The organism is Microbispora sp. NPDC004025 (assembly GCF_053604425.1).
This window is the reverse complement of the sequence record NZ_JBSGHN010000004.1, coordinates 392,549-405,442: the sequence shown is the minus strand read 5'-3', so window position 1 is coordinate 405,442 and position 12,894 is coordinate 392,549. Positions and strand designations below refer to the sequence as shown.

The 12,894-nt window shown below is 71.9% G+C and carries 8 protein-coding genes; 7 read left to right on the top strand and 1 reads right to left on the bottom strand.

Annotated elements, in window-relative coordinates:
* Positions 1-44: 44 nt before the first annotated feature.
* Both ACWEQG_RS13870 and ACWEQG_RS13865 read left to right on the top strand, forming a co-directional pair.
* A complete protein-coding gene (locus ACWEQG_RS13870) occupies positions 45-1,451 on the top strand; it encodes an amidase (protein ID WP_452284584.1) in 1,407 nt (468 codons plus the stop codon).
* Between the two features lie 189 nt (positions 1,452-1,640).
* The gene (locus tag ACWEQG_RS13865; RefSeq protein WP_452284582.1) at positions 1,641-3,755 is read left to right on the top strand and encodes a hypothetical protein; all 2,115 of its coding nucleotides are present in this window, start codon (positions 1,641-1,643) and stop codon (positions 3,753-3,755) included.
* A 106-nt stretch (positions 3,756-3,861) separates the two neighbouring features.
* On the opposite strand, the gene ACWEQG_RS13860 is transcribed toward ACWEQG_RS13865, so the two are convergent.
* Complete coding sequence (locus ACWEQG_RS13860) at positions 3,862-6,321, bottom strand: DEAD/DEAH box helicase (protein ID WP_452284580.1); 2,460 nt, start codon at positions 6,319-6,321, stop codon at positions 3,862-3,864.
* Between the two features lie 145 nt (positions 6,322-6,466).
* On the opposite strand from ACWEQG_RS13860, the gene ACWEQG_RS13855 reads away from it, so the two are divergent.
* The 5 genes from ACWEQG_RS13855 to ACWEQG_RS13835 all read left to right on the top strand — a co-directional run bounded on the left by ACWEQG_RS13855 (position 6,467) and on the right by ACWEQG_RS13835 (position 12,845).
* Complete coding sequence (locus ACWEQG_RS13855) at positions 6,467-6,817, top strand: STAS domain-containing protein (RefSeq protein ID WP_030506779.1); 351 nt, start codon at positions 6,467-6,469, stop codon at positions 6,815-6,817.
* Positions 6,818-6,836: 19 nt separating this feature from the next.
* A complete protein-coding gene (locus ACWEQG_RS13850) occupies positions 6,837-7,265 on the top strand; it encodes an ATP-binding protein (protein WP_363461209.1) in 429 nt (142 codons plus the stop codon).
* A gap of 438 nt (positions 7,266-7,703) precedes the next feature.
* Positions 7,704-10,043 (top strand): sodium-translocating pyrophosphatase, encoded by a 2,340-nt coding sequence (locus ACWEQG_RS13845; RefSeq protein ID WP_452284578.1) that lies wholly within the window; start codon positions 7,704-7,706, stop codon positions 10,041-10,043.
* Between the two features lie 168 nt (positions 10,044-10,211).
* Positions 10,212-10,673 carry a SixA phosphatase family protein gene (locus ACWEQG_RS13840; protein WP_452284576.1) on the top strand — a complete coding sequence of 154 codons (462 nt, stop codon included), beginning with the start codon at positions 10,212-10,214 and terminating at the stop codon, positions 10,671-10,673.
* 51 nt (positions 10,674-10,724) lie between these two features.
* Positions 10,725-12,845 carry an FUSC family protein gene (locus ACWEQG_RS13835; protein ID WP_452284574.1) on the top strand — a complete coding sequence of 707 codons (2,121 nt, stop codon included), beginning with the start codon at positions 10,725-10,727 and terminating at the stop codon, positions 12,843-12,845.
* Positions 12,846-12,894 lie beyond the last annotated feature (49 nt).

The window sequence follows — 12,894 nt, the reverse complement described above, 5'->3', positions numbered from 1 at the left end:
CGCTTTAGGTTCCAACGGCAGCCGTGGGGCGGAAGGAGGGCACCGTGACGGAGCTCTGGGAGATGGCGGCGAGCGACCTCGCCGGGCTCGTGAGGGGCGCGGAGGTGTCGTGCCGTGAGGTGGTCGAGGCTCATCTGCGACGGATCGAGGCAGTGAATCCACGGGTCAACGCGGTGACGGTGACGCTGACGGAGGAGGCGCTGGCAGCGGCGGACGCGGCCGATGCGGCGCTGCGGCGGGGCGTTCCGCCCGGTCCGCTGTGCGGAGTGCCGATGACCGTCAAGGAGAACATCGACGTGGCGGGATCGGCGACGACGCTCGGGATCGTCCCGTTGCGTGATGCGGTCGCGGCAGGGGACGCGCCGCACATCGCCGAGTTGCGCGAGGCAGGGGCGATTCCGCTGGGCCGCACGAACATGCCGGAGTTCGGCATGCGATGGCACACCGACAACGCTCTGCGCGGCGCGACACGCAACCCTTGGTCGGGCATGCACACGGCGGGTGGTTCGAGCGGTGGCGACGCGGCCGCCGTGGCCGTGGGGATGTCCCCGCTGGGCATGGGCAACGACGGCGCCGGCTCGCTGCGCTGGCCGGCGCAGTGCTGCGGGGTCGCGGCGCTGAAGCCCTCACTGGGCCGGGTGGCGCAGGTGGCCGCTGGGAACGTCCGGCAGCAGACTCCGTTCGCGTTCCAGTTGTTGGGGGTGCACGGGCCCGTCGCCCGGCACGTACGCGATCTGCGACTGGCGTTCCGGCACATGTGCGGACGGCCGGGAGGGGACCCGTGGTACGCCCCGGTCTGTCTGGAAGGGCCGCGAATGACCGACCCGATTCGCGTGTCGGTCGTCGCCCATCCGGGGGGAGTTCCTTCGCATCCCGATGTCACTCAGGCCGTCCGCACGGCGGCCGGGATCCTGTCCGACGCCGGATATTCGGTCGAGGAGGCCGAGGCGCCGGCACTCGAAAGAGCAGGGGAGATCTACACCCAGATCATGTCGAGGTTCGGACGCGTGCACGACGAACAGCCGCCGGTGCACGAGTTGGCGTCCGACGCGTTCGTCCGCTTCTGGGCCGCCTACGAGCCCATCTGGACGGCCGCCATGGGTGAGCCGGCGTTCGACCCGATGATGGAGAGAGCCACGATCGCGCAACTCTGGGCCGGATGGATGCGCCGGACGCCTCTGATCCTCGCGCCGATCTGTACGAGACCGGCGTTCACCGTGGGAGCCGACCTCGATCCGGCCTGGCTCACGGGCTGGCCGGCGTCCATGCGGATGAGCGTGGCCGCGAACCTGCTGGGGCTGCCCGCGGTGGCCGTGCCCACCGGTGGAGCGGGTGGGCTGCCGCAGGCGGTGCAGATCATCGGTCCTCGATTCCGCGAGGATCTCTGCCTGACGGCGGCGGCCGTCGTTGAAGCCGCCGTCCCGCCGCTGACACCCGTCGAGCCACGATGAGGCGCGACCAGCAGAGAGGCTCTCTGGAGCTTCCGTAGTGTCACACCACTTGTGTCGCAATAGAATCACGACTTCTTAGACATAAGGTCCAAGAGCGGACGGCTGGCATAAAGTGCCGCGTACTCTCAGTCGCCGTATGCATCGGCGGAGGCGGCCGAGGGCGGACGGTTCTCCACGAAGGGATGCGTCGTGACCAGAGTTCGCAGGCTGGGCACAGCGGCGGTGATCGTTTCGACGGCTCTGGCATCCGCGCTGGTGGCCGGTGCCGCACCGGCGTACGCGGCCGACGCCGAGATCCTGTCGCCCGGGAACGGGGAGGTCCTTCAGTCGTCCCCGGTGACCGTGTCCGCCAAGACGGACTGGTATCAGGTCAGCATGTCCCTGTACGTCGAGGGCCCTTCCGTGTCCCGGCAGAAGATCGCCTCCGGGGGTGCGAACCAGACGATCAGCGGTTCCTTCGACCCCGGCGATGCCCCCAACGGCACGTTCACGGTCAGCCTGTTCGGTGAGGTCACGCACAAGACCTACGCCACCTCGACCTTCGTGCTCAGCCGTCCGCCGGAGGCGCCGTCCGGGGTCGAGGCGCAGCTCAAAGACGCCTCGACGATCCAGGTCAGCTGGGCGAAGGGCGCCGAACCGGATCTCCAGTCCTACGAGATCACCTCGGTCAAGGCCGGCAAGTCCGGCTCCGTCTCCGCCGACTCCGCCTGCTCGGGTTCGACCTGTCAGGCGAGCCTCGCGCTTCCGGCCGGTCTGGGCGGGCGGAAGGTGGACGTCTCCGTCCGGGCGTTCCGATCGGACGGCGCCGGCGGCACGGTCGGATCTCAGCGCTCCTCGGCCCCTGACGTGGCCGTTCCCGCCCCGAAGGCCTCCCCGAGCCCCTCTCCGACGCCCTCGAAGAAGCCGGACCAGTCGGCGGCCAGGCCGCCCGTCGACAAGACCCCGAAGGCGCACCGGCCCACCGCCGAGCCGAAGCCTGAACCGGCACTGCCCACGGACACCACGCTGCCCAAGGACACGGAACTGCCGAAGGACACCGAGCTCACGCTGCCGGAGGCGAACGGCGGCAGCGACCAGACCGAGCCGGTGGTCGTCCCGGAGAAGACCGACGACCCGAAGATGACGGCCCAGTCATCCTTCCTGCCGCTCGGCGGGCTCAATTTCGGCGTGTACGTCGCGCTAGCCGTCGTCCTTCTGCTCACGGGCGCGAATCTGGGTGCCTGGCTGCGGCGCAAGGGCTTGACCGGGGACACCGCGGGCAACGGACAGCCCGGAGGTTCGGGGGCCCATCAGACGACCGGGGAGACGGGCGCCTCGCCTGAGGCCGTCACGGTGGCCGGTGGCGCGGCCGTGCTCGGCGGTACTGCCGCGGCGAAGGTCCGAGGGACCACCCCCGTACGACGTCCCTCCGTCATCCTGGCCAGGCCCAAGGCCCGCGAGAACCCCCCGGAGACGGAGATCGGCACCGGGGCCGGAACGGGCCACGTCGCCTCCACGATCGCGAGCACGAGCCCGATTCCGGGCATGAGCATGAGCACGGCCTCGGGGCAGGAGGCCACGCAGTCCGATCAGGAGCCGGCCCACCCTGTTCCCCGGCCGGACCAGCAGGAGCCGCTGCCGGATGTCACCGAGGTCATCGGCGGCGAACCAGCCGCGGCCGAGGCGACTTCGGCCACCTCCACCGCCGAGGACCGGACCTCCGGCGCCCCGGCCGACGGCGCCCACTCCACCGCCGCGGCCGATCTTCCCCCCACCGGCATCGGCACGTTCAGCCCCGGCGAGCCGGCTCCCGACGACCCCGCTTCCGGAATCCACCAGGCCGGTGATCTCGCTTCCGGCGCCCATCAGGCCGATGATTCCGCGTCGGGCACTCACCAGGCTGACGGCGCCGCTTCCGGCGCCCAACAGGTTGGTGATCCCGCTTCCGCCGTCACTTCGCCGAGCGGCGCTTCCGCGGACTCCGCCGCGGCGGGTGTGGCCTTCCTCGCACCGCTGCCCGGGGACCTCCCGGCATCGGCCGTCCACGCCGAAGGCGAACCGCCTGTGCGATCCGCGCTGGACAGGCTGGCACCGCTACCCCCGTTGACCGCCTCGCCGGGCGGTGCCGGTCAGGCGGCCCCCGCCCGCGTGCCGCTGCCCTCGGCCGGACGGCCCGGCCAGATGCCGGTGGTCCCGACGCCGGCGGTGCCCGCGGGCGCGGCGTTCAGTGGTCAGATGCCGGAACGGCCCCTCCGCCAGCCCGAGCCGGACGTCTGGACGGAGGACGACGACAGCCTCTTTTCAGGCCGCCATCGCGATCTCTGACGGTCGCCGATCCCTGCTCCTGCCCCCTCCCGGCCACGTCGGAGGCGGGAGCAGCCGCCGAGGCCCGACCTGACGCACCTCCCCGGCGACCTGACGCGCCCCCGGCTCAGGCGTCCAGGAGGATGTCCAGGAGGCGGATCGCCCCGGCCTTGTCGAGGGGCTCGTTGCCGTTGCCACACTTGGGCGACTGGATGCAGGACGGGCAGCCGCGCTCGCACTCACACGAGGCGATCGCCTCCCGGGTCGCCGTCAGCCAGTCCGACGCCCGGCTGTACCCGCGCTCGGCGAAGCCCGCGCCGCCGTCGTGGCCGTCGTAGACGAAGACCGTGAGCAGGCCCGTGTCGGGGTGCAGCTCGGTGGACACCCCCCCGATGTCCCAGCGGTCGCAGGTCGCGAACAGCGGCAGCAGGCCGATCGAGGCGTGTTCGGCCGCGTGGGCGGCCCCGCCGAGATCCACCGCGGCCCCTGGCTGCGCCAGGCAGGCGAGGGCGGGTGTGGGCAGGGTCCACCACACCGCGCGTGTGCACAGCGTGCGCGGCGGCAGGTCGAGCGGCTCCTCGCCGACGACCTCGCCGGTCTGGGTGCGCCGTTTGAGGTACGAGACGACCTGGCGGGTGACCTCCACCGAGCCGAAGTGGAGGGTGCCGGGCCCGAAGGGCCGCGAACGCAGCGACTCCATCACCCGGATGTCGGTGACGTCCCGCGCGAAGGTCGCGTAGTCCGGTTCGGCGGCCGTGACCAGGGCGACCCCCGCGTCCAGATCGAGCGTGTCGACCACGAAGGTCTCGCTCTGATGCAGGTAGACGGCGCCCGGATGGACCATGGTGTGCGCCGACGGCTCGTCGACCGTGCCCAGCAGGCAACCGGTCGCCGCCTCGACGACCTGGACCGGCGCGCCACCCGATCCGCGGATGTCCGCCAGGTCGGCCGCGTGATCGCGGCTGGTCCAGAACCACCCGGTGGGCCGCCTGCGCAGCAGTCCGCGGCTCACGAGGTCGTCGAGAGCGTCCCGCGCCGCCGGGCCGAAGATCTCCAGGTCGTCCTCGGTCAGCGGGATCTCCGCGGCGGCCGCGCACAGGTGGGGCGCCAGCACGTACGGATTGTCGGGATCGAGGACGATCGCCTCCACCGGCCGTCCGAACACGGCCTCCGGGTGATGGACGATGTAGGTGTCCAGCGGGTCGTCGCGGGCGATCAGCACGGCCAGCGCGTCCTGGCCCGCGCGCCCGGCCCGGCCCGCCTGCTGCCACAGTGAGGCGCGGGTGCCGGGCCACCCGGCGATGAGGACCGCGTCCAGCCCCGAGACGTCGACGCCGAGTTCGAGCGCGTTGGTGGTGGCCAGGCAGGTCAGCTCGCCCGACCGAAGGGCCTTTTCGAGCACCCGCCGGTCGTCGGCCAGGTAGCCGGCCCGGTAGGCCGCCACCCGATCCGCCAGCCGGCTTCTCCCACGACCGGTCTCTCCGCCGATCCCTCCGGCAGCCGCTTCATGGGGCCTGCCGCCGTTCGGGCCGCCCGTCTCGTCCGGCGGATCCCCGGCGTCCTCGCCGTACGGCGCGGGTCCCGCGTCGAGGAGGGCCTCGACCTCCTCCAGCGTGCGGCGGGCGGTGAGGGCCACGGTCTCGGCGGCGCGGCGGGAGCGGACGAACGCGAGAGTGCGCACATCCTCGATCACGAGGTCCGCCAGGAGATCGGCCGCCTCGGCGGTGGCGGTGCGGCGGACCGGGGCCCCGCTCTCCCCGCGTAAATCGGTCAGAGGCGGCTCCCAGAGCGCGAAGGTGGTCGAACCCCTGGGAGAGGCGTCCGCGGTCACCTCGGCCATCTCAAGGCCGGTCAGGCGCATTCCCGCGGCTGCGGGGTCGCTGGCGGTGGCCGACGCCAGCAGGAACACGGGGGAGGAGCCGTACCTGGCGCAGATCCGGCGCAGCCGGCGGAGGATCTGGGCGACGTGGGAGCCGAAGACCCCGCGGTAGCCGTGGCACTCGTCGACGACCACCAGCCGCAGCCGCCGCCAGAAGGACGACCACGACGAGTGGCGAGGCAGAATCGACCTGTGCAGCATGTCCGGGTTGGTCAGCACGTAGTTGGCGTTCTGGCGGATCCACCGGCGTTCCTCGTACGGTGTGTCCCCGTCGTACGTCGCCGCGCGCACCTGCGTCAGCCGCAGCTTCCGCAGCGCTCTCAGCTGGTCGGCGGCGAGCGCCTTGGTCGGGGTGAGGTACAGCACCGTCCCGCCGGCGAAGATCTCCGCGACGGCCGGGACCAGGTAGGCCAGCGATTTTCCGGACGCGGTCCCTGTGGCAATGATCACGTTTTGGCCACGTTTAACCAGCTCGGCGGCCTCAAGCTGGTGTTCCCACAGGCCGGTGACCCCCTGCAGGCGCAGTCGCGAGACCAGCAGCTCAGGGGCCCATTCCGGCCATCTCGCGGCACTCGCCTGACGTGCTGGAACATGCTCCACATGCGTCACGCGCCCACGGCGTGCGGGAACCGCGAGCAGACGGGTGAGAAGGTCGCCTGTTCGGGCAGAGGACGAAGAAGTCGGAGTCACTGGTTTCCAGTTTGGCATCTGCGGGGAGAGTCGCCCGGAGTCGTGATTTCGTATAGACACGGAGTCGTAGCGTGGTTGAATGCCGCGCATCGGGTCGTGCCCCTGGACTACCAGGATGCATGACCTGTATCGAGACCTACGCAAGTAAGGCGCTGGAGGATCTGTGGATCTGAAGTTGGACCACCATTCCGAGGACAATCTCACCATCGTCGATGTCGAGGGTGAGATCGACGTCTACACCGCGCCCAGACTGCGTGAGCTGCTGATCGACCTGGTCAACAAGGGCAACTTCCACCTGCTCGTCAACATGGAGAAGGTGGACTTCCTCGACTCGACGGGCCTTGGCGTGCTGGTCGGCGGCCTCAAGCGGGTGCGGGCGCACGACGGCTCCCTGGAGCTCGTCTGCACGCAGGAGCGCATTCTGAAGATCTTCCGCATCACCGGCTTGACGAAGGTCTTCGGGATCTACGCCTCTGTCGAGGAGGCCAAGGAAGCCCACGGCCGGGACAAGTGACGGCCGAGGATTCAGCAACATGGCCACCGTCGAGCTGACGTTCAGCGCTCTGCCCGCCCACGTGCGTACGGCCCGGCTGGTCGCCACGGCCATCGCCCGGCGTACGGGAGTGGCGGAGGCGATCTTGGACGAGGTGCGGCTCGCCGTCGGAGAGGCGTGCTCGCGGGCTGTGGAGGCGCACCGCCTCCACTGCCCGGGGGAGCCGGTACGCATCGAGTTACGCGATGACGCGGGGCGTTTCGAGGTGACCGTCACCGACGCCGCCCCGAGCGAGGATGTGACGCCCCAGGTGCTGGAGGCGAGCGGCAGCCTCATGCCCGAGATCGACAATCTGGGCATCGCGGTCATCGCGGGGCTGGCCGACGACGTCGAGGTGCTTCCCGGGCCGAAGGGCATGCGTATCCGCATGAGCTGGCCCGCGTCGCCCAACGGCGTCGCCGCCCTCTGACCGCCGAGACCTCCGGCGGATCTCCGAGGCCCTCGCGGGCTTTCGGAGACCTCGAAGATCCGAACAGATCGAGTGTCGCCCCCCGGCGTGGCACTCGATCTTTTGCTATGCCCTCCCAGATATCGGACGTCCGAAGCCTGCTATCGGGGCGTACCGTAACCCGGCCGACCTCTGCCGCCGTGCTCCTGACTCCGCTGGTCAAAGCACCTTGATAGCGGTGCAAATGTTCGTCCATTACCGGGCGCCGCCTCGATTGCGGGGCGTGAGGGCCTTCATATCCGCGGCATCGCTGCGTAGACTCCCGGCACCGGCCAAGGTATTGCGGATGCAACCGGAAGCGGCACTTGCCAACCGCCCGGAAGTGCGCCGCACGGCCAGTGGGTTCGTTCAGCGCCGCCCGGGCAGGAGGACCGAAACCCGTCTGGCCGAGGAGGACGGATGTCTGCCTATTACGCCGCTGCCGCTGACGAAGGCGCAGCGGTAGCTCTGAACGGTTCCCATCTCACCCTTGTCATAGTCGTCGCCGTCGTGGCGCTGCTCGCTCTGGCCGTCGCGGGCGGACTGGTGCGGGAGGTGCTCGCCGCGGGGCAGGGCACCGAGCGAATGCAGAACATCGCGAGGGCCGTGCAACAGGGCGCCGCCGCCTATCTCGCGCGGCAGTTCCGGACGCTCGCGATATTCGTCGTCATCATTCCGTTCCTGCTGCTGCTTCTTCCGGCCGGCTCGACCGGCGAGAGAATCGGCAGGTCGGTCTTTTTCGTCGTCGGCGCGGTGTTCTCCGCGCTGACGGGTTTCATCGGCATGTGGCTCGCCGTACGCGGAAACGTCCGCGTCGCGTCCGCCGCCCGTGAGTCGGGCGAGAAGACCGCGATGCGCATCGCGTTCCGCACGGGCGGCGTCGCCGGCATGTTCACGGTCGGCCTCGGCCTGCTGGGCGCCGCGATCGTCGTGCTCGTCTACAAGGGCGACGCGCCGAACGTCCTCGAGGGGTTCGGCTTCGGCGCCGCGCTGCTCGCGATGTTCATGCGTGTCGGCGGCGGCATCTTCACCAAGGCCGCCGACGTCGGCGCCGACCTGGTGGGCAAGGTCGAGCAGGGCATCCCCGAGGACGACCCGCGCAACGCCGCCACCATCGCCGACAACGTGGGCGACAACGTCGGCGACTGCGCCGGCATGGCGGCCGACCTGTTCGAGTCGTACGCCGTCACCCTGGTCGCGAGCCTGATCCTGGGCAAGGCCGCCTTCGGCACCGAGGGCCTGGTCTTCCCGCTGATCGTCCCGATGATCGGTGTCATCACCGCGGTCATCGGCATCTTCGCCACCGCGCCGCGCGGGCGGGACCGGTCCGGCATGGCCGCCATCAACCGCGGCTTCTTCATCTCCGCCGCCATCTCCGCCGTGCTGGTGGCCGTCGCGGCGTTCGCGTACCTCCCGTCGAGCTTCGCCCAGCTGTCCGGCGCGTCCGCGGACGTCGCCGCGCTCACCGCCGACCCGCGCCTGATCGCCATCGGCGCGGTGCTCGTCGGCCTGGTCCTGGCCAGCGCCATCCAGATCCTCACCGGCTACTTCACCGAGACCAACCGGCGCCCGGTCCGGGAGATCGGCGAGAGCTCGCTCACCGGCCCCGCCACCGTCATCCTGTCCGGCATCTCGGTCGGCCTGGAGTCCGCGGTCTATTCGGCGCTGCTGATCGGCGGCGCGGTCTACGGCGCCTTCCTGCTCGGCTTCGGCAACGTGACCGTGGCGCTGTTCGCCGTGGCACTCGCCGGCACCGGCCTGCTGACCACGGTCGGCGTGATCGTGTCGATGGACACCTTCGGCCCGGTCTCCGACAACGCCCAGGGCATCGCGGAGATGTCGGGCGACGTCGAGGGCGAGGGCGCCCGCGTGCTCACCTCCCTGGACGCGGTCGGCAACACCACCAAGGCCATCACCAAGGGCATCGCGATCGCGACCGCCGTGCTCGCGGCGACCGCGCTGTTCGGCTCGTTCCGCACCGCGGTCGAGAGCGAGCTCGCCAAGGCCTCACAAGGCGTGAAGGACGCACTCGGGTCGTTCGCGAACTTCAGCCTGTCGGTGGACGCCCCGAACGCGCTGGTCGGCCTCATCGTCGGCGCGGCCGTGGTGTTCCTCTTCTCCGGCCTCGCGATCAGCGCCGTCGGCCGCGCCGCGGGCCGGGTCGTGTACGAGGTGCGCGAGCAGTTCCGCACCAAGCCGGGGATCATGGACGGCACCGAGACGCCGGACTACGGCCGCGTGGTCGACATCTGCACCCGCGACTCGCTGCGCGAGCTCGCGACCCCCGGCCTGCTCGCCGTGCTGACCCCGATCGCGGTCGGCTTCGCGCTCGGGTACGCGCCGCTCGGCGCCTACCTGGCCGGCGCCATCGCGGCGGGCACGCTGATGGCGGTGTTCCTCGCCAACTCCGGCGGCGCCTGGGACAACGCCAAGAAGCTCGTCGAGGACGGCCACCATGGCGGCAAGGGGTCGGAGGCGCACGCCGCCACCGTGATCGGCGACACCGTCGGCGACCCGTTCAAGGACACCGCCGGTCCGGCCATCAACCCGCTGATCAAGGTGATGAACCTGGTCGCGCTGCTGATCGCCCCGGCCGTCGTCGCGTACGCCGACAACGTCGCGGTCCGCGTCACCGCGACGGTCGTCGCCGTGGCGGTCGTCGTCGGCGCCGTGGTCGTCTCCAAGCGCCGCGCCTCGGGCATCGCCCCGACCGGCGAGGCCGACCAGGCCTCCCGCGCCACGGAGCCCGTCGCCCACTGACGCGGCACCCACGCGGCCCGAAGGTCCCCTGCTCCTGGAGCGGGGGACCTTCTCCATACACTGAGCACTTATGGACAAGCCGAACGGGGGCAGGACACTGGCGCTGATCCTGCTGACCATGACGGCGATGATCGCCGTGATCGTGGGCCTCGCCATCTGGGCCATGCCATGAGCGTCCGGACGCTCGTCGTGGTCAGGCATGCCAAGGCCGGCCACGCGCCCGGGCTGCCGGACAGCGAACGTCCGCTGACCTCCGGCGGCGAGCGGGACGCCCGGGCGGCCGGGGAGGAGATCAAATCGCTCGCGCCCGGGCTCGTCCTGTGCTCGCCCTCGGTGCGCACCCGCAGGACCGCCGAGCTGCTGGGCCTCGACGCCCACGTCGAGATCGAGCGCGACATCTACGAGGCGTACCCGGACGACCTGCTCGGCGTGCTGCGCCGTACGGACGGCGAGATCGCGTCGGTCGTGCTCGTCGGCCACAACCCCGGTGTGCACGAGCTCGTCGCCGCCCTGACGGACGTCAGGCTCGACGGCTTCCCTCCCGGCGCGTACGCGGTGATCGAGCTGGACGTGCCGTGGGAGGACGCCGCTCCCGGCACCGGACGCCTGGTCCGGACGAGCCACCCCTGATAGCGCCCGGGGAATCCGGGTAGGAAGAACCGCCTGCCGCTCAGGAACGTCGTGCTCGCCAGGGCGCCGAGGCTGGAGGATCCGCGCCTCGCGCTCGGGTTCGGCCTGACCGGGGCCGCCTGCCTGGGGATTCCGCTGCTCATCGGCCTGCTCAGCGGTCACCCGGCGGGCGGCGCGGTCGTGGGTCTGGGCGCCTGGCTGGTCGCGGGCCGGGCCATCGCGAACCCCGCGGGCGTGCGTACGCCGTACCTGCTCGGGGTCGTGCTGTCGGTCGGCGTGGGGACGTCGCTGGGGGTCCTGCTGGCGGGCAGCGACTGGTTCATGGTCGCCGTCGCCTCGGCCCTGGCCGGGCTGGGCGGCCTGGTGCGCCCGATCGGCGTCACCCCGGCGCTCACGCTGCTGCTGACCGCGGCCAATCCGCTGCCGCTCGATCCCGCGCCGCACACGGGCCTGCAACTGCTCGGCGGGGTGCTGGCCGCCGTCCTGCTCACCCTGCCCTGGCGGTGGCGGCGCACCCGCCCGATCGCGACGATGCTGGGCGAGACGGCCGACACCCTGGCCGGGCTGGCCGAGGCGGTGGCCGACCCCTCGGTGGGTCAGGACGAGTGGGACGAGCGCCGCAGGACGGCGTCCGACGCGATCAGCGAGATCCGTACGGCGCGCGCCCGCCGTCTGCGGTGGGAGCGGTCGCGGGCGGCCGAGGACGTCGCGTTCGCGCTGCGCCGGGTGTTCCACGAGATCATCGCGCTGCGCGGGCTGTGCGACACGCTGGCGCGACGGGCGCCGGGCGCGGCCGGCGAGGCGGGGCTGGGCGACCTCGTGGCCTCGCTGTCCGCGTCTCTTCGGGCCTACCTGGCCGAGTGCCCGCCCGAGCAGGTGCCGGTCGTGGACTTCGGCGACCGGGTGGACCGGCTGCGCGAGCGGGGCGCGGACGGCGAGCGCGAGATGGTCGTGCTCGTCCTCCTGCGGCAGATCGCGCACAGCGCCGGACGGATCCAGGCGGCGCTCGACGGCTCGGCCGAGGCGGCCCGCCGCCTGTGCGCGCCCGGCCTCGATCTGGCCACCCTGGCGGTTCCCCCGCCGCTCGCCTTCGACGACCCGCGCGTGCGGCACGCCCTGCGGGTCGTGCTCGGCACCGCCTTCGCCTCGATCGTCATCGTGCTGTTCAAGCCCGCGTTCCCGCACTGGCTGGTGATCGCGGTGCTGGTCACCATCCAGCCGACGTACGGGGAGACGCGGGCCAGGGTGTGGTGGCGGGTGGGCGGCAGCACGGCCGGCGGGCTGGTCTCGGCCGCGATCCTGCACGTCGCGCCCGGCCACTGGCCGCTGGTCGCGCTGATCGGGGTGTCGGCCGCGCTGGCGTTCGGCCTGGCCCCGACGCACCACGCCTACTGGGCCACGTTCATGACGATGTGCGTGCTGCTGCTGCTCGACTTCCAGGTGCCGCAGACCGAGAAGATCGCCGAGTCGCGGGTCGTGCTGACCGTCGTCGGCGGCGTCATCGCCATCGCGTGCACGCGGCTGCTGTGGCCGCGGGGGGAGACGGACCGGCTGGCCGAGCGGGTCGGCCGGATGCTCGACTCGCACGCGGCGGTCGCCCGTACGCTCGCGCAACTGGCCCGGGGGAGGGCCGGCGCCGAGCGGGCCGACGAGCGGATCAGGAAGGCCGCCGTGGACGCCGAGATGGTCGCCGTGGCGCTCGACTACATCGCGAAGGAGCCCGGCGGCGCGGCCCCCGACGCCGTCGACGAGGCCCTGGAGGCCGCCCAGCGGGTCCGCGACGACCTCCTGACGCTCATCTCGGTGTTGCGTGACGAGCCGACCGGCGCCGGGCCCGTCCCCGACGTCCTGGACGCCGTGGCCGGACACCTGCGGGCCGCCGCGGAGGCCGTGCGGGGGCGGGAGCCGTACGAGAAATCGGCCGCGGACGTGGGCCGGGGGCTCGCGGACGACGCCGCGCGGGTCGGCGCCCAGGCCGAGCGCCGGCTCACGGAACTGGAGACGAGCGCTACCGGGCCGGGCCCTGGCCCGCAGACGGCCACGGGCGAGCCGGGTCCGGGGCGGGCGCTGCTGCGTACCGCCGCCGTCGACCAGGCGCTGCGCTCGCTGGACGCCGACGCCGTACGGCTGTGCGCGGCCTCGGCCGGGGCGTTCGCGACCCCGCCGTCCTGACCCGGTCGTCGTGACGGGCGCCGCGCCGTGACGAGCGGGACGCGCCACC

Coding starts and splice junctions, on each gene's coding strand:
- ACWEQG_RS13860 (WP_452284580.1), bottom strand. CDS start 6,321: ATGCCAAACTGGAAACCAGTGACTCCGACTTCTTCGTCCTCTGCCCGA.
- ACWEQG_RS13850 (WP_363461209.1), top strand. CDS start 6,837: ATGGCCACCGTCGAGCTGACGTTCAGCGCTCTGCCCGCCCACGTGCGT.
- ACWEQG_RS13845 (WP_452284578.1), top strand. CDS start 7,704: ATGTCTGCCTATTACGCCGCTGCCGCTGACGAAGGCGCAGCGGTAGCT.
- ACWEQG_RS13840 (WP_452284576.1), top strand. CDS start 10,212: ATGAGCGTCCGGACGCTCGTCGTGGTCAGGCATGCCAAGGCCGGCCAC.